Source organism: Paenibacillus nasutitermitis, from assembly GCF_014641075.1.
In the GTDB taxonomy this organism is placed as follows: Bacteria; Bacillota; Bacilli; order Paenibacillales; family Paenibacillaceae; genus Paenibacillus_Z; species Paenibacillus_Z nasutitermitis.
In genome coordinates this window covers 699667-720477 of the sequence record NZ_BMHP01000002.1, presented here as the reverse complement: position 1 = coordinate 720477, position 20811 = coordinate 699667, and the positions used below count along the sequence as shown (strand labels likewise).

Below are 20811 nucleotides of genomic sequence, written 5' to 3'. Positions count from 1 at the left end.
TTTGAATGGATGCATACGTCAAATTATATAATTTCAGCAGGGGCCCGATACGCCGTATCGGGTTTTTTATTTTGTCTTCATAAGCCCGGGAATCAGGTAAATTCCTGAAGTTTCGCTGATTGGGGAAGAGGCAAGCCCGCATTGGATTCATTTTGGTTTTCACCCCTTTTGGGCGGCGGCATAAGATAATCTATATCCGAGGGGACTATGGTGTCGTTAAGGATGAAGGGAGAAAGGAGTGATACCCTTATGCTGACAGGGGTTCAGGTCGTGCTGCTGGGTGGCGATGCGAGGCAGCTTGAGGTTATCCGCAAGCTGACCGAATTGGATGCGACCGTATCGGTTGCTGGCTTTGACCAGCTTCACACCCCGCTCGATGGAGCCATACGCGCCGAACTGAGCGGCGATTTATTTGTGAATGCCGACGCCCTGGTGCTTCCAGCGGTCGGGACCGATGATGATGGTACAATCACGGCTGTTTTCAGTGATCGCGAGCTGATTTTGACGGAAGATCACATCGCTTTGCTGCCCAAGCATTGCAAGATTTATGCGGGAATGGCAAAACCTTATTTGCGTCAGGCTTGCGAGAGGCAGGGAATTGCTCTTGTGGAGCTGTTCGATCGTGACGATGTGGCCATTTATAATTCGATCCCGACAGCAGAAGGCGCCGTCATGATGGCGATCCAGAACACGGATATTACGCTGCATGGCTCCTCGTGCATGGTGCTGGGCATGGGCCGGACGGGTATGACGATGGCGAGAACGCTGCAAGGACTGGGTGCGAAAGTGAAGGTTGGAGTGAGACGGGAAGAGCATTTTGCAAGAGCTTCAGAGATGGGTTTTGAGCCGTTTTATATCACGAGTTTACAACAGTATGTGAGTAATATTGACTTGCTTTTTAATACAATTCCGACTATGATAGTCACAGCGCAAATTATAGCGAATTTGCCTTCGCGAGCGGTCATTATCGACCTCGCTTCCAAGCCGGGCGGAACGGATTTTCGCTTTGCCGAGAAGCGGGGCATTAAAGCGTTGCTCGCCCCCGGTCTACCAGGTATCGTCGCACCGAAAACCGCTGGACGAATCATTGCGGATTGTTTAAGTCGGTTGATCAGTGAAGATACCAGGCAACGGGGGAATGAGCAATGAAATGGCAAGGCAAAACGGTAGGCTATGCCTTATCGGGATCACATTGTACGTTTGCGGAAGTCATGCCGGTTATTCAGCGGTTTATCGACGAGGGAGCCAATGTGGTTCCTATCGTTACGCAGACGTTGATGACCACAGACACAAGGTTCGGCACATCCGCAGATTGGCAGCGTCAATTGAAGGCGATAACAGGCAATGATATTATTTCGACGATTGTGGATGCTGAGCCGCTTGGACCCTCCAAGCTGCTTGATGTGATGGTTATCGCGCCCTGCACGGGCAACACGACCAGCAAGCTGGCCAATGCGATGACGGACAGTCCCGTACTCATGGCAGCCAAAGCTCAAATGCGGAATCAACGTCCCCTGGTCCTCGCCATCTCCACCAATGACGGCCTCGGGCTGAATGCGGCAAATATCGCCAAACTACTTGTTTGCAAGAATGTATATTTTGTTCCGTTCGGTCAAGATAATCCGGTGCAAAAGCCGAACTCGCTTGTCGCGAAGATGGAACTCGTCCCTGAGGCCTGTGAAGCGGCGCTGCAAGGGAAGCAGCTCCAGCCTTTGCTGATAGAACGAGCCTGATTTCCATACGGGATGCAAACGTTAAATTTTTTGAGCGCTCAAGGGTTGATCGTGAGAACCCGCACGCTTAATTACGGCGGCGCAATGAGGATTATTTTTTATTTATATTTCGTATGCAATTGGAGCAATCCTTGACATAAGTTTCATTTTGAAAGGAGACGACTACATGTCGAATCAAAAATTGTTTAACGTTGCCGTCGTTGGGGCAACAGGCGCAGTAGGGGAACAAATCTTGGGTCTGCTTGAGAAAAGGAACTTTCCGATTGCCGGATTAAAACTGCTGTCTTCAAAACGCTCAGCCGGCACGAAGATTATGTTCAAGGGACAGGAGCATATAGTGGAAGAAGCAAAGCCGGAAAGCTTTGAGGGTGTGGAAATCGCCTTGTTCAGTGCCGGCGGCGATGTTACCAAGGAGCTTGCGCCTCATGCGATTGAGCATGGAGCGATTTGCATCGATAACACCAATGCGTTCAGGATGGATCCTGAAACCCCGCTCGTTGTGCCAGAAGTGAATATTGATAAGGTAAGCGAGCACAAGGGTCTGATTGCGAATCCCAATTGTTCGACGATTCAGATGGTAGCAGCACTTAAGCCGCTGCTGGACCGATACGGCATATCCCGCATTATCGTCTCAACGTATCAAGCCGTATCCGGGGCAGGCAGCCGGGCAATTGACGAGATGCTGCGTCAAACGCGCGAAGTGCTGGAGGGCAACGAGCTGGTTCCGGATATTCTGCCAGTTGGCTCGCTTCCGGTAAAGCATCAGATCGCTTTTAATGCTATTCCCCAGATCGATAAGTTTCAGGACAACGGATATACGTTGGAAGAAATGAAAATGATCCGCGAAACCAAAAAAATTCTGGATGACGAATCGATCGACGTAACGGCAACCTGTGTACGCATTCCTGTTGTTAATGGTCATTCGGAGTCGGTTTATGTGGAATTGAAAAACGATTATGATCTGGAAGAAGTTAAGCAACTGCTGGCAGACGCTCCAGGTCTTGTTCTGGTCGACGATCCTGCCAATCAGAAGTACCCGCTTGCTACGGATGCAGTTGGCAAACCCGATGTGTTTGTGGGCCGTCTGCGCCGTGATTTCGGGTCTCCCCGCGGTCTCAATATGTGGATCGTTTCCGACAATCTGCTCAAGGGTGCAGCCTGGAACGCAGTTCAAATTGCGGAATATATCGCAATCGGTAAATAACAACAGATGTGCACGTGAGCGGTTGGTCAAACGAGAACGATCCGGTTCCTTTCTTTAAAGTAACGGATACGGAGGTTTGACAATGCGCATCCTCGTCCAGAAATTTGGTGGGACTTCGCTTTCCACTGATGAAGCTAGAGCCTTTGTTGTTCGTCATATTGAAAGAGAGCGGCAACGACAGCACCAGCTCGTCGTTGTCGTCTCTGCAATGGGGCGGCGCGGTGATCCTTATGCTACGGACACGCTGCTCTCGCTTTTGCCCAATCATAGCGCAGGCTTGCCAGCCAGAGAACGCGATATGCTTCTTGGTTGCGGAGAAATAATCTCGGCTGCGATGCTTTGCGGACTCTTGCATGCCCATTCGATACCAGCCGTAGCTTTGACGGGCGGTGCGGCGGGGATTATAACGGATAGTCAATTCGGACGTGCTCGTATTGTCGAAATACGCACGGATCGAATGCTGCAATCGCTGCAGGATGGTCATGTTTTGATCGTCACCGGGTTTCAGGGAATGACGGAAGCCGGTGAAATGACAACCCTTGGACGCGGTGGAAGCGATACTTCTGCAACCGCGATCGGTGCCGCCCTGAAGGCGGAGAGAGTCGATATCTATACCGATGTGAACGGTATACTGACAGCTGATCCCCGGATCGTTAAAGATGCCAGGGCTTTATCGGTTGTTGGCTATACCGAGATTTGCAATATGGCCCGGCAGGGGGCTAAAGTCATTCATCCCCGCGCTGTGGAGATTGCCCAACAGGCCAGGATCCCTCTTCGCGTACGTTCAACTTTCTCGGAGGATGAGGGAACGCTCGTTACGGATTCGCTGGATTTCAACCAAAGGGCGGCTGTGCGCGACCGTCATGTGACCGGTGTTGCCCATGTAAGCGGAGTAACGCAAATTACAGTCCATGCGCAGGACGGGCATAACGATGTGCAGCTTCAGGTTTTCCAGGCAATGGCTCGACATCACATCAGTGTGGATTTTATTAACGTGACCCCTGGAGGGGCGGTTTATACGGTTTTTGATCAGGATGCGGAACAGGCTGTCGCTGTCCTGCAGGCAATCGGATACGATCCGGCCGTGGTGACCGGATGCGCCAAAATATCCGTCATCGGCGGAGGGATGAACGGTGTACCCGGCATTATGGCCAAGATCGTGGAGGCGCTGACCGAATCAGGAATTCAGATTTTGCAATCAGCGGATTCCAATACTACGATCTGGGTACTGGTGCATGAGAATTTCATGGTAGATGCGCTGCGGGCGCTTCATGCGAAATTTTCCTTGCACGAATAAACTTCTCCGTCTTTTTATAGACCCTTTATACGGGTTCTTTTATCCTTATTGAGATTTGCGTGTAGCAGGAGACACACGACCTGCTTTATTTTTAAACGATCCTAGGAGGAGTCATAATGGATTTCGGAAGATTAGTTACCGCTATGGTAACTCCGTTCGATGCGGAAGGAGCGATTAATTGGGACGCAACCGGCCGGGTCGTCGATTATTTAATTGAGGAACAGCTGAGCGACAGCATCGTCGTTTCCGGAACAACCGGAGAATCACCTACATTAACCGATGAAGAGAAATTGGACCTCTTCAAATTTGTCGTTAAACACGCTGCAGGCCGCTGTAAAATCATCGCCGGAACAGGCAATAACGACACTGCCCACTCTCTTGAGATGACCCGGCAGGCCGAACAGTGCGGGGTTGACGGCATTCTCCTTGTCGTGCCTTACTATAACAGGCCTAGCCAGGAGGGTATTTTTCAGCATTTTAAGGCCATTGCCGAGGCGACAACGCTGCCTGTGATGCTGTATAATGTTCCGGGCCGCACTGTCGTAAGCATGAACGCACATACTACCCTCAGACTCGCGCAAATCCCGAATGTTGTGGCAACCAAAGAGTGTGCCTCAACCGACCAGGTCACTCAAATTGTAACCGGAGCACCGGAAGGCTTCCGCGTATACAGCGGTGACGACAGCGCAGCCCTGCCGATGATGGCCGTTGGCGCATATGGGGTTGTCAGTGTAACCAGTCATATCATTGGCCAGGAAATGAAACAAATGATTGAAGCTTTCCTGGAGGGCAATGTTATTGAAGCAGCCCGTATACATGGGGCTTGTCTGCCCATTTTCAAAGGAATGTTCGAGCTTCCCCACCCGATCCCGAATCCGGTTCTGATCAAATCGGCACTTTCTTTGCGAGGGCTTCCTGTAGGCGGGGTACGCCTGCCCCTTGTGGCCCCTACGGAAGAAGAGCTTGCCTCCCTTCGCGCTTTATTGAAAACTTGAGTTGCTTGCAGCTCTTTATGCAGCACTCACCTGTAAGCCGGTGCGTTTGCATCGGTTTTTTTATTTTTTCTAAGGTCAGATCAGTAGTGATACATACCTCTGCAGACATCTGGCAGGGCAAGTTGCAGCATTCATTTTTCAAACAGTTTCTTCACGTTACTTGTGTTTCATAATTTCAATCATGTATAATGGGAACAAGTGATGGTGTGCGGCAAATAGTAATGAATTCCTTTTTTCTATGATTGAGCGGCATACAACTGCATATGGACATACTTTTCTGATAGATGATTTCCCATCTGATCGGGTCAGTAGGTGTCTGCTTCCACGGGAAGATTTGCAGCTTAGGAAGCGAGAATTGTCATGCCAGAGCGCGAAGCTCAGGTCAACGGACGCTATTTTTGCTTTGCATTTCACGGGGCACTTTCAATATGGACCATGGTTACGAAGTTTACTTCGTAAAAAATATAACATGCAAACGAAGCGACTTTATTTCGTGAGGGTGATTGATTCTACACTTATGAATTTGGTTTTACTTCGTAAAAATTAGGAGGTACGGATACAATTGTCAAAGAAAAACAGCCAAGATAAGCTGCTCATATTTGCTTTGGGCGGCGTCGGCGAAATTGGGAAAAATATGTATGTCGTTCAATATGGGAACGACATTGTCGTAGTGGATGCAGGTTTGAAGTTTCCAGAGGAAGATATGCTGGGTATTGATATCGTTATTCCGGATATTACCTATTTAACTGAAAATAAGGACAAAGTACGGGCTATTCTGATCACTCACGGTCATGAGGATCATATTGGCGGTTTGCCTTATGTATTAAAGCATTTGAATGTGCCTGTCTATGCAACGAAGCTGACCCTGGGATTGATTGAAGGCAAGCTGAAAGAAGCGGGCTTGCTGGGAGAAACCAAACGGATTCTGATCAATGCCGATTCCGAAATTCAGCTCGGCACCATCAAAGCATCATTTTTCAAAACCAATCACAGTATTCCCGATTCTGTTGGGGTATGTCTGGATACGCCGGAAGGTACAATCGTTCATACAGGCGATTTCAAATTCGACCATACTCCGGTCAATAACCAATATGCGGATCTTCAGCGAATTGCCGATATCGGCCGCCGCGGAGTTCTGGCTTTGCTGTCGGACAGTACAAACGCGGAACGCCCGGGATTTACGCCATCTGAAAGCATGATCGGGCCATCTCTTGAGGATATTTTCCGTAAAGCGACACAGCGGGTCGTTATTGCCACATTCGCCTCCAACGTTCATCGGATACAACAGGTCATTAATGCGGCTATGGCTACCAAACGCAAGATTGTAGTCGTTGGACGCAGCATGGTCAATGTGGTGTCCATTGCTTCTGAACTGGGTTATTTAACCATTCCGGAAGGAATGCTGATTGAGCCTGAGGAAATCAACAAAATGGCGGCTGACCGCGTAGTCGTTCTTTCTACTGGTAGCCAAGGGGAGCCAATGTCGGCCCTTACCCGTATGGCGCGCTCCACGCACCGTAAAGTGGATATCCTGCCAGGTGATACAGTTATTATCGCGGCAACGCCAATCCCGGGTAATGAGCGTTATGTTGGACGTACCGTCGATGAGCTTTTCCGCTTGGGCGCAAACGTGATTTACGGTCCTGGATCCGTATCCGGCGTACACGTTTCCGGACACGGAAGCCAGGAAGAATTGAAGCTGATGCTGAATTTGATCAGACCCAAATATTTTATTCCTATCCATGGCGAATACCGCATGCTCCGTCAGCATTCCCTGCTGGCCGAGGCTGTCGGCATCGAACGCGAAAACATTTTCGTTATCGACAATGGAGATACGATCGATGTCCAGGGCGGAGTAGCCCGTAAAGGCAGCAAGGTTCCTGCGGGTAATGTCTTGATAGATGGTCTTGGTGTTGGAGATGTAGGAAATATCGTACTTCGCGACCGCAAGCTTCTGTCACAGGACGGGATTCTGGTGGTTGTCGTTACGCTTAGCAAACAGGATGGCACCATCCTGTCAGGTCCGGATATTATTTCCCGCGGTTTCGTGTATGTGCGCGAATCCGAAGGGCTGCTTGAAGAGGCTAACCGCATCGTGACATCTACGCTGCATAAGCTGATGAATGATAAAGTCAACGAATGGGCTTCCCTGAAAACAAACGTGAAGGATGCGCTTGGCCGTTTCTTGTATGAGCAAACGCGCCGTCGTCCCATGATTCTTCCGATCATTATGGAAGTGTAATTGTATCCTCTTCGATTCTGATCGAAATTTCTCAAACGGCTTTCTCTTGGACCTGGCAGCTGTGCCAGTCTTAAGAGAAAGCCGTTTTTGCGTTTGTATGAAGCCTATTTGAAATACGGCATTCGTTAGTCTCTTTTCAGAAAAACCCGTATAATAATTGATTGTCCTTCCATACTATGCAGAGCAAGTTTCAAACAGGCACTGATTAGGATCAGAGTACAGGGAGGACGATGAAGATGAGTGAATTCGATATACTTCAGAAATCGGAGCAGCCGGAGCCGGCGGGAGGCGACCGGAAAATCTCGAACCCGGCAGTAGAGGTTATTCAACAATTGGGTCAAACGACGGTGCCGTCCGCGGAATCAAATGTGTTCTGCATGACCATTATCGGCCAGGTGGAGGGCCATCTCGTGCTTCCTCCGCAAAACAAAACAACCAAATATGAGCATATCATTCCCCAACTGGTCGCAGCGGAGCAGAATCCGAAAATCGAGGGCCTGATCGTCGTATTGAATACCGTGGGCGGAGATGTCGAAGCCGGCCTTGCCATCGCCGAAATGATTTCGTCTCTAACCAAACCCACCGTTACCCTCGTTCTGGGCGGAGGGCATTCCATTGGGGTGCCGATAGCCGTTGCCGGCGATAAATCCTTTATTGCCGAGACGGCGACCATGACGATACATCCCATCCGCATGAACGGCTTGGTGATCGGTGTTCCGCAAACGTTCGAATATTTGGAAAAGATGCAGGAGCGGGTTGTACGTTTTGTAACCTCACACTCCAATGTAACTACCGAGAAATTCAAGGAATTGATGTTCAAAACCGGAGAGCTCAATCGGGATATCGGAACAACGGTTATCGGGGCTGATGCGGTAAAACATGGCTTGATTGACGCTGTCGGCGGAATCGGGCAGGCGCTGATCGAGCTAAACGGTTTTATCGAAGAACGCAAGAAGATTGGGCTTGGGGGGCTGCCGCAATGACCTTGTATACGACTATGCCGCTGGAGCTTGTCCTGGACGGAATGAATGAACAGCCCGGTCCGTATGTGGAAATAACCATGAGCGGAGTGAAAATGCAAATCGAACCGCTTTCGCCAGGTATCGGTAAAATCGTCAGGCTGCTGGAATGCCCGTTGGACGCCTATTTAAAGCCGGATTTTGCTCCGGGTACGGTTATTGCTTTCGGAGAATTCTCTTCCTGATCTCATTATTAATGGGAGCTCGTTGTTTGATATGTACGCTTAGCTGCTCTGGGCATATGTCTTCTTGGTCTTGCGATTAGTAGCGGCAGCGGGGGAGCTCGTATGGTATAATGTCATCCAGAGGTGACTGAAGTTGGCGAAAAAAAAACGAAGAAAAAAGAGCTCGATCGGAACGAGCCTTAAATATGAGGTATACGGCATATTGCTGATTACTTTATCTGTCATCGCCCTTTCGGGTGAAGCGACGGTTGGACGTTCTTTATCCAAGTTGTTTGGCTTGATGCTGGGTAAGTTTTATTTTGTTTTGGCTCTTGTGGGGATATACGTGGGTTTGTCCGTAATGATCAAGCGTGTGTGGCCTTCCGGATGGTCCACAAGGAAGACCGGGATTCTGCTGCTTGTGCTGGCTTTTACGCTGATGAGCTCCATTACGGTCATGGATCAGAAAACAGAACCTACCGGCGGCTTGACCTCCGGTTACATATTAACGCAGCTGGGCGGCGATATCCGTGCATCCCTGATCGATTCTCCGGCCATTGATGATGGAAGCATAGCGCCAAGGGCAGTAAGCGGCGGGTATGCAGGTGCCATTCAGTACACGCTGTTGTACTGGCTGTTTGGATATTTTGGCGCAAAATTCATCATGATCGTCATGTTTGCCATTTCTATTATGCTGATGACGGGCAAATCCTATGTGGATTTAATCAAAGCACTGCGTGTGCGCGGCGGACGATTGCTCTCCCTGCTTAGCGCGAAGCTGGCGGCCAAACGTGCTTCTCATCTTGCTGCCTCTCCGGCCAAACAGGCTGGCGGTGTCAAAGGAGCTGCGCTTATTCAAAGCGGGGATCTGGATGACGAGGACGAGGACGAGGATCTTTACCGGCCGAGACCACGAACGGGAGCAAGGAAGAAGCTTGCTTTTTTCTCATGGTTCAATGATAAATCCGGTTCCGAGGATCCCCAGGGTAAAGACGAATGGCAGATGGAAGATGAACCACCCGTTGAAGGGAGCGGAGCTAATCGCAAAAGAGCCATGCAGTGGGAGATTGAGGAGGAGGAAGGCGTTGATAAGTGGGGAGCATACAACGCATCCGAATCTGACTCCGCCGCAATCCCGGATGAGCTGGACGAGCTCCTTCGTGGGGGGCAGTCCCCGGCTTTTGACAGCAGTGGAGAGGTGCACGGAAAATTTGCCTCGGAAATGAGTGCAAAGGCACATTTGAACAGCGATAAGGCTGACGAATTTGCTGCCGAAGATGAAGATGGAGAAGAAGAATTCTCCAGTATCGCATCGCCGAGCTCACCGCTGGTCAGCCCGGCAATCGAAACCGGCGACCCCTTGGAAGGCGGGGAGGCACAGGGAGCTGCTGTTCCCCGTGTGCCTGCAGCCAAGCCATACCAACTGCCTTCGCTTTCCCTCCTGGTCAAGCCTAGCGGCAGCGGCAGAGCAGGGGAAGCAGCAGACGCCAACGACTCCCGAAGAAAGCTGGAAGCAACGCTTGAGAGCTTCGGGGTACGCGCCAAGGTACTTGATGTCGTGCGCGGGCCTGCCGTTACCCGATACGAGGTACAGCCCGCAACGGGAGTGAAAGTCAGCAGGATCGTGGGATTGACCGATGATATCGCTCTTGCTCTGGCTGCGAAGGATATTCGTATGGAAGCTCCTATTCCCGGAAAATCTGCTATCGGTATCGAAGTGCCTAATACCGAAGTGTCGGTCGTCACCATGCGTGAGGTTATGGAAATGCCGGCCTTTTTGAATGCGCCTTCGAAGCTGTCCATTGCCTTCGGAAGAGATATATCGGGACAGACGATCGTCGGTAATCTTGCTAAAATGCCCCATTTGCTTGTAGCCGGAGCTACTGGCTCCGGTAAATCCGTTTGTATCAACGGCATTATTACAAGCATTCTATATAAGGCACGACCGGATGAGGTAAAGTTTCTCATGGTTGATCCGAAGATGGTTGAGCTCAACGTTTACAATGGCATTCCCCATCTTCTTGCACCCGTTGTGACCGACCCCAAAAGGGCTTCGCTGGCTTTGAAGAAAATCGTAGTGGAAATGGAAAAACGTTATGAGCTTTTCTCCAAGTCCGGCACACGCAACATTGAGGGATACAACAATCTGATGGTTGAGAATCCGTCCGCAGTGCTGCCTTATATTGTTGTTATCGTAGATGAATTGGCCGACCTGATGATGGTCGCCGCCAATGACGTCGAAGATGCCATTTGCCGTCTTGCGCAGATGGCGCGTGCCGCAGGCATTCATCTGATCATCGCCACGCAGCGACCGTCAGTAGATGTTATCACGGGACTGATCAAAGCGAATATTCCTTCAAGGATAGCTTTTGGCGTATCGTCTCAAGTCGATTCCAGAACCATACTGGATATGGTCGGAGCGGAGAAGCTTCTCGGTCGGGGGGATATGCTGTTCCTGCCGGTCGGAATGTCCAAGCCCATCCGCGTGCAGGGCGCCTTTCTATCGGATCAGGAGGTGGAAGCTGTCGTCAATTATTCGCGCGGACAGGCCGAAGCGGAGTATACGGATGATCTCGTTCCCGAGGTGGATGATTCCCTACCGGATGTGGACGAACAGATCGATGAGTTGTATGACCAGGCGGTCCGGATTGTTCTGGAGGCCAAGCAAGCTTCCGTGTCACTGCTTCAGAGGCGCATGCGCGTCGGCTATACACGCGCGGCGCGCCTGATAGACCAAATGGAGGCCCGCAATATTATCGGGCCCTATGAAGGCAGCAAGCCGCGTGAGGTTCTTCTTACCATTGATCAGTATGATGCAGGAAAGATTAGCTCCTGAGTTAAATTCGTGCATAGAAGGCAATCTGATTTCTCATACTAGGAATAAGCTCCGCTGCTTTTAGAATCCGCAATAGAAAGGCAGATTCCTAAGATGAGAAATCGCTTGATAACGTTGACAGTTGTCATCGTCCTTCTGGTGTTCGGCGCGTTTACCCTAAAGCACGCCAACAGCGGAGAAACGGCCGAAACTTTCAGCAGTGCAACATTAAAGTCCGGTTCTTCGGGTAAGGATGTCAATGAGCTGCAGGGCCGTTTAAAGTATCTGGGTTTCTTTAACGGCAAGATTGACGGTCAGTTTGGTCCGACGACTAAAAATGCCGTTACTTGGTTTCAATGGAAATTCGGTATGAAATCCGATGGTGTTGTCGGAGCGAAAACCAAGCTGAAGCTATGGGAAGCGACCAAAAGCTGGAAACCTACCGCGGAAGAAACACCTGCTGCTCCTTCTACTGGGGGCGGTGGTGGAGGTAAATCCGACAATGATTCGAATGAAACCAAATCCTCCAAGCTGGGTTTTTCCGCTAACGACTTGAAGCTGATGGCCAATGCTGTCTACGGCGAGTCACGAGGCGAGCCGTATGTCGGTCAGGTAGCTGTGGCAGCCGTAATTTTGAACCGCGTCAAATCGCCAAGCTTTCCAAATTCAGTATCGGGCGTTATTTTTCAACCCGGCGCTTTCACGGCCGTGGCTGACGGTCAAATTTGGCTGACGCCTAACGAAAATGCCAGAAAAGCTGTGGATGACGCCATTAACGGCTGGGATCCTTCCGGCGGCTGTCTTTATTATTTCAACCCGGTGACGGCGACCTCCAAATGGATTTGGACTCGGCCGCAGGTTAAGACGATCGGCAAACACATTTTTTGCATGTAACACAAGCATCACCTGAAGCAGCCCGTTTATGAATGCGGGTTGCTTCTTCCATTTCCCATCGGGTAAAATGGAATAGAGCATCAGAAATTGGAATAGATTACTTAGGTTTAAAGAAACTATAAGGCGGAAGGGGACGCGAGGCGTGACCAAATCTGCATTTGAACGAGGGCAGTTTAACCGTATACGATTGCATGTCTTGCCTACACAACGTTTCAAGACATTCTCCATCTCGCTTTATATGGGTACGCCGCTTAGGGAAGAGACCGTCACTTCCAACGCTCTGATTCCTTTTGTGCTTCGGCGTGGCACGTCATCCACACCGGAAACCATCGCGTTTCGGGAGCGTTTGGATGAGCTCTATGGAGCCGGTTTCGGTTTCGATGTGTATAAGCGGGGAGACTCGCAAATCATCCAGTTCCGCATGGATGTTATCAACGACCGTTTTGTTTCTTCCGATCAGCCGCTTCTGGCTTCTTCGCTGAAGTTTCTCGGCGAGGTGCTGACCGCTCCGGCCGAAGAGAACGGTCATTTTCGCGATAAATACGTCAAAGCCGAGAAAGATACGCTCCGCAAACGTCTGGAAGCCATAATTAATGATAAAATCCGGTATGCTGCGGAGCGGTGTCTGGAAGAAATGTTCGTGAATGAGCCCTACCGGCTTCACCCGCTGGGCCAGCTGGCCGATATCGATGTGATTACGCCGCGATCCTTAACGGAGAGCTACCGCAAGCTAATGTCCGAAGCGGCATTTGATTTGTATGTCGTGGGGGATACGACGCTTGAGGAAGTGAAATCGCTTGTTGCGGAAGCCTTCAAGATGGAGTCCGGTACGCCGTCTTCCTACAAGATGCCGGCTGTTGCAGGGAAGAGCGGGGAAGTCAGGACCGTTATTGAAGAGATGGACGTCAGTCAAGGCAAGCTGAACATGGGTCTTCGCATCAATACTTCATACGGAGATGAGGATTACCCTGCTGCGCTGATGTATAACGGCATTTTGGGCGGGTACCCGCATTCCAAGCTGTTTTTGAATGTCAGGGAGAAAGCCAGTTTGGCCTATTATGCCGCATCAAGGCTGGATGGCCATCAAGGAATTTGCACCGTTCAATCGGGCATTGAAATTGACAATTTCGACAAAGCGAAAGTGATAATTGAGGAGCAGCTGGCAAGCATGCGAACCGGGATATACAGCGATCTGGAAATGAACCAGACCAAGGCGATGATCGCCAATCATCTTCGTGAATTGCAGGATTCCGCCAATGAAATGATTGGATTTGATTTCAATGCTGTATTGACAGGACGTGAACGCTCTGCAAACGAGCTGCTGAATCAGGTGCAGGCGGTTACTGCCGGGCAGATCGCCGCCATCGCTCAAAAAACCGAACTGGATACGATTTATTTCCTGCGTGACAGGAAGGAGGGTTAAGCGATGGAAACATTGGCTTATCCAGGCGTACAAGAAACGATCTACCGTGAGGTTCTTCCGAACGGGCTTGAGGTTGTTGTTTTGCCCAAGGAAGGTTTCAGCAAAACCTATGCGACATTTTCAACCCGATACGGCTCTGTCGACAACCGGTTTTCCGTGGGCGACCAAAAGCCCGTATCCGTTCCGGACGGAATTGCCCATTTTCTTGAGCATAAAATGTTTGAAGAACCAACGGGCGACATATTTGCAACATTCGCTTCGCAAGGTGCATCCGCAAATGCGTATACAAGCTTTGACCGGACCGTGTATCTGTTTTCCGCAACCGAGCAAATCGAGGCGAACCTTGCGACGCTGTTGAATTTTGTGCAAAATCCTTACTTCACGGATGAGAATGTGGAGAAAGAAAAAGGTATTATTGAGCAGGAAATCAACATGTACCGCGATAATGCAGATTGGCGGGTCTATTTCGGGCTAATCGCTGCCTTGTATAATACCCACCCTATTCATATCGATATTGCGGGAACGGCTGAATCGATTGCCAAGATCGATAAGGAAACCCTTTACACTTGTTATGAAACCTTTTACCATCCTTCCAATATGTTCTTGTTTATTGTAGGCGGTGTCGATGCCGGCAAAATCATAGAGCTTGTCCGCAACAACCAGGCGCAAAAGTCCTATGAGCCTCAAGGTCCTATTAACCGGTTCTTTGATCCCGAACCGGAGTTCGTCAGGGACGCCCGTAAAACGGCGGTGCTGCCCGTTTCCATGCCCAAGTGCATGATTGGCTTTAAGGAAATCCCGGGGATTCAGGATCCGGCCGCTTTGATGCGCAAGGAGCTGACGACCAAATTAATGCTGGATGCGCTGCTTGGTTCAAGCTCGCCGATTTATAACGCATTGTACGATGACAATCTGATCTCTGATTCCTTCGGTTATGAATACAACAGCAGCGAGGATTACGGGTTTTCAGTTATCGGCGGGGAAACGCCGGATCCCGACAAGCTGCTGGAGCGGTTGAAGGAAGCCATTGAAGCCGCTAAGGCAACCGGGCTTAATGTACAGACATTTGAACGAACCAGACGCAAGAAAATTGGCGGGTACTTGCGGATGCTGAATTCCCCTGAAGCGATTGCCGGCGAGTTCACCCGGTACCGTTTCCGTGGCGCCGACTTGTTCAAGCTGCTGCCGATTTACGAGGACATCACACTTGCGGAAGCCAATGAAAGGCTGCGGGAACATTTCAATTGGGATCGGATGGCAGTATCCATTGTGGCCAAAACTTCTCCTTGAAAACCTTTAATGAAATGACAGTGCTGGTGACGGGGGGAAGCCGCGGAATCGGCGCTGCAGTGGCGCACCGGTTTGCCAAGGAAGGCATGAACGTTGTTATTCATTACAACGAAGCCCATGAAGCGGCCAATGAAACAGCCAGAGGCTGCCTTCGCCTTGGCGCGGCAAATGTGATGACGGTTTCCGCCGACATCCGCTCGAAGGAGAATTTAATTCGTATGCAGGAGAAGCTTGATGCGCGCGGATTAATTCCGGATATCCTTGTGAATAATGCCGGAATTGCCCACACGGGCATGCTTGCGGATGTTTCGGAAGAAGAATGGGAAGACGTAATGGCGGTAAACTTGAAAGGCATGTTTCTGTGTACACAGCTATTTATGCCCGCCATGGTGACGCAGCGCTTTGGACGGATCATAAACGTTTCATCGATTTGGGGCTTGTCAGGGGCATCGTGTGAAGTGCTCTATTCGACGACCAAAGGCGGAATGAATGCATTTACCAAGGCGCTGGCCAAAGAGCTTGCGCCTTCAGGTGTGACGGTTAATGCTGTGGCTCCAGGAGCTGTCAATACCGTCATGCTGAATAATCTTGAAGCTGCGGAATTGTCAGCGCTGGAGATGGAAATTCCTGCGGGCCGTCTTGGACAGCCGGATGAAATTGCTTCGCTTGTCTATTTTCTGGCTCTTCCGGAATCGGCTTACATTACCGGGCAGATTATTAGTCCGAACGGCGGCTGGCTGACATGAAACCTGCTGCTTAATAGCCGTATGTGGCGAAATTTAAAGGATTTTGAAACTTATTTGACACTCGCCTCGTCGTATAAGAAAGAGCCTTTGCGTGCAAAATACGTTATGTTACCGGGTAACGGTCAACACGCATAAGGAGGCGGCAATATCATGGCAAACGTCCTTTCTAATTTCGAAACATGGAAAAAGTTTTTGGCTGAGCGGGTGGAGCACGGAAAGAACATCGGTCTGAGCGAGGATTCCATTTCGGATCTTGCTTATGAGATCGGCTCATTTCTTGGCGAAAAGGTCGATCCCAAAAATGAACAGGAACAAGCGCTTAAAGAAATATGGGAAGTTGGTAATGAAGAAGAACGCAAAACCATCGCTGGGCTGATGGTCAAGCTTGTACAAAAATCGTAGCAGCTTGCAATGCGGAAGAGCCTCCCTTCATGGAGGCTTTTCTGCAATCTTCTCTTCGTTTGTTTGTTGCAGGATTTTGACGAATATTGTAGAATAATCTCTTGAACTTATTTCCTCGGATGAGGTGTCATATGGAAGTAAAACAATGGTATATGGAATATAAAATACATAAAAACCGTCCCGGTCTCTTGGGGGATATCGCGTCATTACTGGGAATGCTTGAAGTCAATATCGTGACGATCAATGGTGTTGAGAACCGCACGCGGGGCATGCTGCTGCAGACCAATGATGAGGAAAAAATCGAAATTCTCGGCAGAATGCTGCAGAAGGTTGATAATATAACGGTACTGAAGCTTAGAGAGCCTAAGCTGGTTGATATTTTGGCTGTACGCCACGGCAGATATATCGAACGCGATTCCGATGACCGCAAGACCTTTCGTTTTACAAGGGACGAGCTTGGTTTGCTTGTCGATTTCCTTGGTGAAGTATTCAAGAGGGATGGCAACCAGATTATCGGACTTCGTGGAATGCCGCGGGTAGGCAAGACGGAATCTATTATTGCGGGAAGCGTATGCTCGAATAAACGATGGACCTTCGTTTCGTCAACACTGCTCCGTCAAACCGTTCGCAGCCAATTATCCGAAGAAGAAATGAATCCCAATAATATCTTTATCATTGACGGAATCGTCAGCACGGTGCGGTCCAATGAGAAACATCATGCGCTGCTTCAGGAAATCATGGCGATGCCCTGCACAAAGGTCATTGAACACCCGGATATGTTTATTAAAGAATCGGAATATGACTACAGTGCTTTTGATTATATCATTGAGCTGCGCAATACGCCTGACGAAGAAATTTCTTATGACTTAATTACATCGGGATTTCATGAATATTAAGAACAGGAGGTGTGATCATGTCGGATTTGGGCGCTTTATTGCGCAAAGCACGGGATCAGCGGGGATTATCGCTTGATGACATTCAAGATTTGACAAAAATACGCAAGCATTATCTGGAAGCTATTGAAGAAGGAAATTATTCCGTTCTCCCCGGGACGTTTTATGTGCGTGCTTTTGTAAAAAACTACGCTGAAAACGTCGGCCTTGATGCGGATGAAGTGCTGCGCTTGTATCAGAAGGAAATTCCATCTGCCGCCCCTGAGCAAATTACCGAACCCGTACAGCGGCCGCGCCGTTCCCAAACGCCAACCTCCGACGGCTGGAGCAGATTCGGATTCCGTATACTGATGTGGTCATTTCTTCTGCTTATCGTTATTGTCGTGTATGTATTTGCTATAAACCGCCCTGGCGGGAAGGATATGGAGTCTGTCGATCAGACAGGAATGACAGATAAGACCGAGCCGCCCGTATCGGGAGGCACCGGCAAAAAGCCGGAGGATGGCGGCACGAATGCCGGCAAGGAACCTGATACGAATGACGGCGAGACGCCAGGCACGGACACTGGCAATGGCACCGACGGTTCTACTCCGCAGGGTCCGGATAACAGCCAGACACCCCAGACGATGACATTGACGCTGGATCGTTCGACTGGCAAAACAGATTATTATATATATTCTCCGGGAGCGGGCAAGCACACGATTACCTTCAAACTCACAGGTGGTAGCAGTTGGGTGGGAATCAACCAGAATTCCAAATCGGGCAAATCGTTATACCAGAAGACACTTCAGGACGGAGAGAGCGATTCCGCTGAGGTGGAGGGTCAGATCTATATCAATATAGCCCATGCCAATCTGGTCGAAGTTACAATTGACGGGGTTCTAATCGAAGACAAGGATCAAACAGGATCCCATAAAATGCAGCTGACTCCGGCGGAAGACACGGATACCGCTACCGGCAAGACGGACCAAAACCAGAACAATGCACCGGAAAGTCAATAGAAAAAATGAGGAAGACATCCGCCATGCTCAACAAGACATGTGTAAGGATGTCTTTTCTTATTCATAAGGATCGGTTATAATACGTTCAGAAATCATTGGAAAAAGGAGCTGCTGGCGATAATGAGTTCGGAAAGCGCATTTGATATTGTTTCAAAAGTGGATATGGCGGAATTGACGAATGCGATCACCCAGGCAGAAAAGGAAATTGAGACGCGTTTTGATTTTAAAGGAAGCAAAAGCAAAATCTCCCTGGAAAAAGAAGATATCGTGATCGTATCCGATGATGAATACAAACTCAAAAGCGTCATCGATATCCTGCAATCAAAGATGGTAAAACGGGGCGTGCCCATCAAAAATATGGATTTCGGCAAGATTGAATCGGCTTCTGCTTCATCCGTCAGACAGCGGGTTAAATTGCGCCAGGGTATCGAGCAGGACATCTCCAAAAAAATTAATATTTTGATCCGGGATTCCAAGCTGAAAGTGAAAAGCCAGATTCAGGGAGATCAGATCCGGGTTACCGGAAAAAGCCGCGATGATCTGCAAGCCGTTATGGCGTTGCTGCGCGGGGCGGATTTGCAAATTGAATTGCAATTTACTAACTACCGGTAAAGCTGAATGGACCGTAACAGCGGTGAGAGTCCTCTTATTGACGCATACCTTTGCGCGGGAGGACTCTTTCCTATTTTGACACGCTTTATGCCTTGTATTATACTTGTTGAGATAGCTTTTCGGAGGAATCTGGGGGATACATGATGACAGAACGAGTGAAAGTAGTAACATTAGGCTGTGAGAAAAATTTAGTCGATTCAGAGATTATGTCTGGATTAGTCAATGAACGGGGCTATCAGCTGGTGGATCAGGCTGATGATGCTACGGTAATCATTGTAAACACATGCGGATTTATTGACGCTGCCAAGGAAGAATCGGTTAATACGATTCTGGATATGGCTGAGTTTAAACAGACCGGACGTTTGAAGGCGCTGATCGTTTCGGGCTGTTTGACCCAGCGTTACAAGAAACAGTTGATGGAGGAAATGCCGGAAATTGACGGTATTGTCGGGACAGGCGATTTTCACCATATCAATGATATTGTCGATGAGGCACTGCGCGGAAAAAGGCCGGTTAAGGTGGGCAATCCCGCTTTTGATTATGATCAGAAGCTTCCGCGGCTGGTTACGACTCCCCGCTATACGGCATATGTCAAAATAGCAGAGGGCTGTGACAATGCCTGTACTTTCTGCTCGATTCCGATTATGCGGGGAAAATTCCGCAGCCGGTCAATGGAATCCATCGTTGCCGAGGTCCAGCAGCTTGCTGATCAGGGCGTGAAGGAAGTAAGCCTGATTGCCCAGGATTCGACCAATTACGGAACGGATCTATATGACAAGTTCATGCTGCCTGAGCTGCTAAATCGTGTCAGCGAGGTGGAAGGTATCGCATGGGTCAGACTGCATTACGCTTATCCCGGATTTTTTACGGATGAGCTGATCGATACGATTGCATCCAATCCGAAGGTTTGCAATTATATCGATATGCCTTTGCAGCACAGCGAAGATTCCATTCTTAAGCGGATGCGCAGACCTGGCCGCCAGCGGGATACCCGCGAGCTCGTCGCCAAAATCCGGTCAAGAATTCCGGATGTCGCGCTTCGGACTTCCATTATCGTTGGTTTCCCGGGTGAAACAGAAGAAGACTTCAATCGTCTTTGTGATTTTGTACGGGAAATGAAATTCGACCGCTTGGGCGTTTTCTCCTATTCAAGCGAGGAAGATACTCCGGCTGTCCGGCTTCCCGACCATGTGCCAAGCGATGTAATCGAGTGGAGAGCCAACACGCTCATGGAAATCCAGCGCCAGGTCTCCAAGGAAATTAGCGGCAGGCATATCGGCAGCGATATTGAGGTGCTCGTGGAACGTTATGACGGACGAAGCGACATCTATGTGGGCCGCTCACCGTATGACGCGCCGGAAATTGACGGTGAAGTTTTCATTTCCAATTGCACGGCTGGAATTGGTGAAATTCAGAGAGTGCGAATTACGCATGCTTATGAATTTGATATGTCCGGGGAGGGGCTATCCTCGTGAATATAGCCAATCGGATCACATTGATACGGATATTCCTGGTTCCGATTATAATGTTTTTGTTGCTCATTAATGTGGATTTGAAGCCACTTACGTTTGATGATTTCTCGATTACCTGGAATCAGATACTGGCTGCGTTGATTTTTATCGTAGCGGCCAGTACGGATGGGCTTGACGGCTATATTGCCCGCAAGAACAAAATCGTGACGAACCTGGGAAAACTCCTTGATCCGTTAGCGGATAAGCTTCTTGTGGCAGCCGTGCTGATTTCGCTTGTCGAAATGGATAAGCTCGACGCCTGGATCGCCATCGTAATCATCAGCCGGGAATTTGCGGTAACCGGACTTCGTCAAATCGCCCTTCTGGAGGGTAAGGTCCTTGCTGCAAGCACCTGGGGCAAATGGAAAACAGCGGTCCAAATTACGATGATTATCGATTTGCTGCTGAATAATTTCCCTTTTACTTTCCTCGACTTCCGGTTCGACCTTATTTCAAGCTGGGCAGCAGCCCTGATCACCGTCTATTCCGGTATCGATTATTTCCTCAAAAACAAGAATCTTATTCCACTAACGGAGTAAATGTATGATTTATGAAACATCATTCTCTGTT

At 49.5% G+C, this 20811-nt stretch carries 19 protein-coding genes; all 19 read left to right on the top strand.

Annotated features, from left to right (window positions below):
- Positions 1 to 249: 249 nt before the first annotated feature.
- Positions 250 to 1149, top strand: a complete 900-nt coding sequence (gene dpsA / locus IEY46_RS13335) for a dipicolinate synthase subunit DpsA (protein WP_188992485.1) — start codon at positions 250 to 252, stop codon at positions 1147 to 1149.
- Entirely contained in the window at positions 1146 to 1733 is a 588-nt protein-coding gene (locus tag IEY46_RS13330) for a dipicolinate synthase subunit B (protein WP_188992484.1), read from the top strand. Before dpsA ends, IEY46_RS13330 begins: the two co-directional genes overlap by 4 nt.
- Positions 1734 to 1899: 166 nt before the next feature.
- Entirely contained in the window at positions 1900 to 2937 is a 1038-nt protein-coding gene (locus tag IEY46_RS13325; RefSeq protein WP_188992483.1) for an aspartate-semialdehyde dehydrogenase, read from the top strand.
- A gap of 82 nt (positions 2938 to 3019) precedes the next feature.
- Positions 3020 to 4234, top strand: a complete 1215-nt coding sequence (gene dapG, locus IEY46_RS13320) for an aspartate kinase (RefSeq protein ID WP_188992482.1) — start codon at positions 3020 to 3022, stop codon at positions 4232 to 4234.
- Between the two features lie 116 nt (positions 4235 to 4350).
- Complete coding sequence (gene dapA, locus IEY46_RS13315; protein WP_188992481.1) at positions 4351 to 5229, top strand: 4-hydroxy-tetrahydrodipicolinate synthase; 879 nt, start codon at positions 4351 to 4353, stop codon at positions 5227 to 5229.
- 562 nt (positions 5230 to 5791) lie between these two features.
- Positions 5792 to 7471, top strand: a complete 1680-nt coding sequence (locus IEY46_RS13310; protein ID WP_188992480.1) for a ribonuclease J — start codon at positions 5792 to 5794, stop codon at positions 7469 to 7471.
- A 236-nt stretch (positions 7472 to 7707) separates the two neighbouring features.
- Positions 7708 to 8454, top strand: coding sequence for a ClpP family protease (locus IEY46_RS13305; RefSeq protein ID WP_188992479.1), 747 nt, complete (start codon positions 7708 to 7710; stop codon positions 8452 to 8454).
- Complete coding sequence (locus IEY46_RS13300; protein ID WP_188992478.1) at positions 8451 to 8675, top strand: YlzJ-like family protein; 225 nt, start codon at positions 8451 to 8453, stop codon at positions 8673 to 8675. The genes IEY46_RS13305 and IEY46_RS13300 overlap by 4 nt, the downstream gene beginning before the upstream one ends.
- 133 nt (positions 8676 to 8808) lie before the next feature.
- Positions 8809 to 11490: an FtsK/SpoIIIE family DNA translocase gene (locus IEY46_RS13295; protein ID WP_188992477.1), complete on the top strand. Its 2682-nt coding sequence runs from the start codon at positions 8809 to 8811 to the stop codon at positions 11488 to 11490.
- A gap of 93 nt (positions 11491 to 11583) precedes the next feature.
- Positions 11584 to 12363: a spore cortex-lytic enzyme gene (gene sleB / locus IEY46_RS13290; protein ID WP_188992476.1), complete on the top strand. Its 780-nt coding sequence runs from the start codon at positions 11584 to 11586 to the stop codon at positions 12361 to 12363.
- A gap of 142 nt (positions 12364 to 12505) precedes the next feature.
- Entirely contained in the window at positions 12506 to 13786 is a 1281-nt protein-coding gene (gene yfmF / locus IEY46_RS13285; protein ID WP_188992475.1) for an EF-P 5-aminopentanol modification-associated protein YfmF, read from the top strand.
- A gap of 3 nt (positions 13787 to 13789) precedes the next feature.
- Positions 13790 to 15076, top strand: a complete 1287-nt coding sequence (yfmH, locus tag IEY46_RS13280; protein ID WP_188992474.1) for an EF-P 5-aminopentanol modification-associated protein YfmH — start codon at positions 13790 to 13792, stop codon at positions 15074 to 15076.
- 14 nt (positions 15077 to 15090) lie between these two features.
- Positions 15091 to 15822: an elongation factor P 5-aminopentanone reductase gene (gene ymfI, locus IEY46_RS13275; protein WP_188992473.1), complete on the top strand. Its 732-nt coding sequence runs from the start codon at positions 15091 to 15093 to the stop codon at positions 15820 to 15822.
- Positions 15823 to 15972: 150 nt separating this feature from the next.
- Positions 15973 to 16224 carry a DUF3243 domain-containing protein gene (locus tag IEY46_RS13270; RefSeq protein ID WP_188992472.1) on the top strand — a complete coding sequence of 84 codons (252 nt, stop codon included), beginning with the start codon at positions 15973 to 15975 and terminating at the stop codon, positions 16222 to 16224.
- Between the two features lie 131 nt (positions 16225 to 16355).
- Positions 16356 to 17120: a DUF3388 domain-containing protein gene (locus IEY46_RS13265; protein WP_188992471.1), complete on the top strand. Its 765-nt coding sequence runs from the start codon at positions 16356 to 16358 to the stop codon at positions 17118 to 17120.
- 17 nt (positions 17121 to 17137) lie between these two features.
- The gene (locus tag IEY46_RS13260) at positions 17138 to 18118 is read left to right on the top strand and encodes a helix-turn-helix domain-containing protein (protein WP_188992470.1); all 981 of its coding nucleotides are present in this window, start codon (positions 17138 to 17140) and stop codon (positions 18116 to 18118) included.
- Positions 18119 to 18238: 120 nt separating this feature from the next.
- Positions 18239 to 18730, top strand: coding sequence for a YajQ family cyclic di-GMP-binding protein (locus IEY46_RS13255; RefSeq protein WP_188992469.1), 492 nt, complete (start codon positions 18239 to 18241; stop codon positions 18728 to 18730).
- Between the two features lie 143 nt (positions 18731 to 18873).
- The gene (gene rimO / locus IEY46_RS13250) at positions 18874 to 20205 is read left to right on the top strand and encodes a 30S ribosomal protein S12 methylthiotransferase RimO (RefSeq protein ID WP_188992468.1); all 1332 of its coding nucleotides are present in this window, start codon (positions 18874 to 18876) and stop codon (positions 20203 to 20205) included.
- On the top strand, positions 20202 to 20780 hold the full coding sequence (gene pgsA, locus IEY46_RS13245; protein WP_188992467.1) for a CDP-diacylglycerol--glycerol-3-phosphate 3-phosphatidyltransferase: 579 nt from the start codon (positions 20202 to 20204) through the stop codon (positions 20778 to 20780). The genes rimO and pgsA overlap by 4 nt, the downstream gene beginning before the upstream one ends.
- Positions 20781 to 20811: the final 31 nt, after the last annotated feature.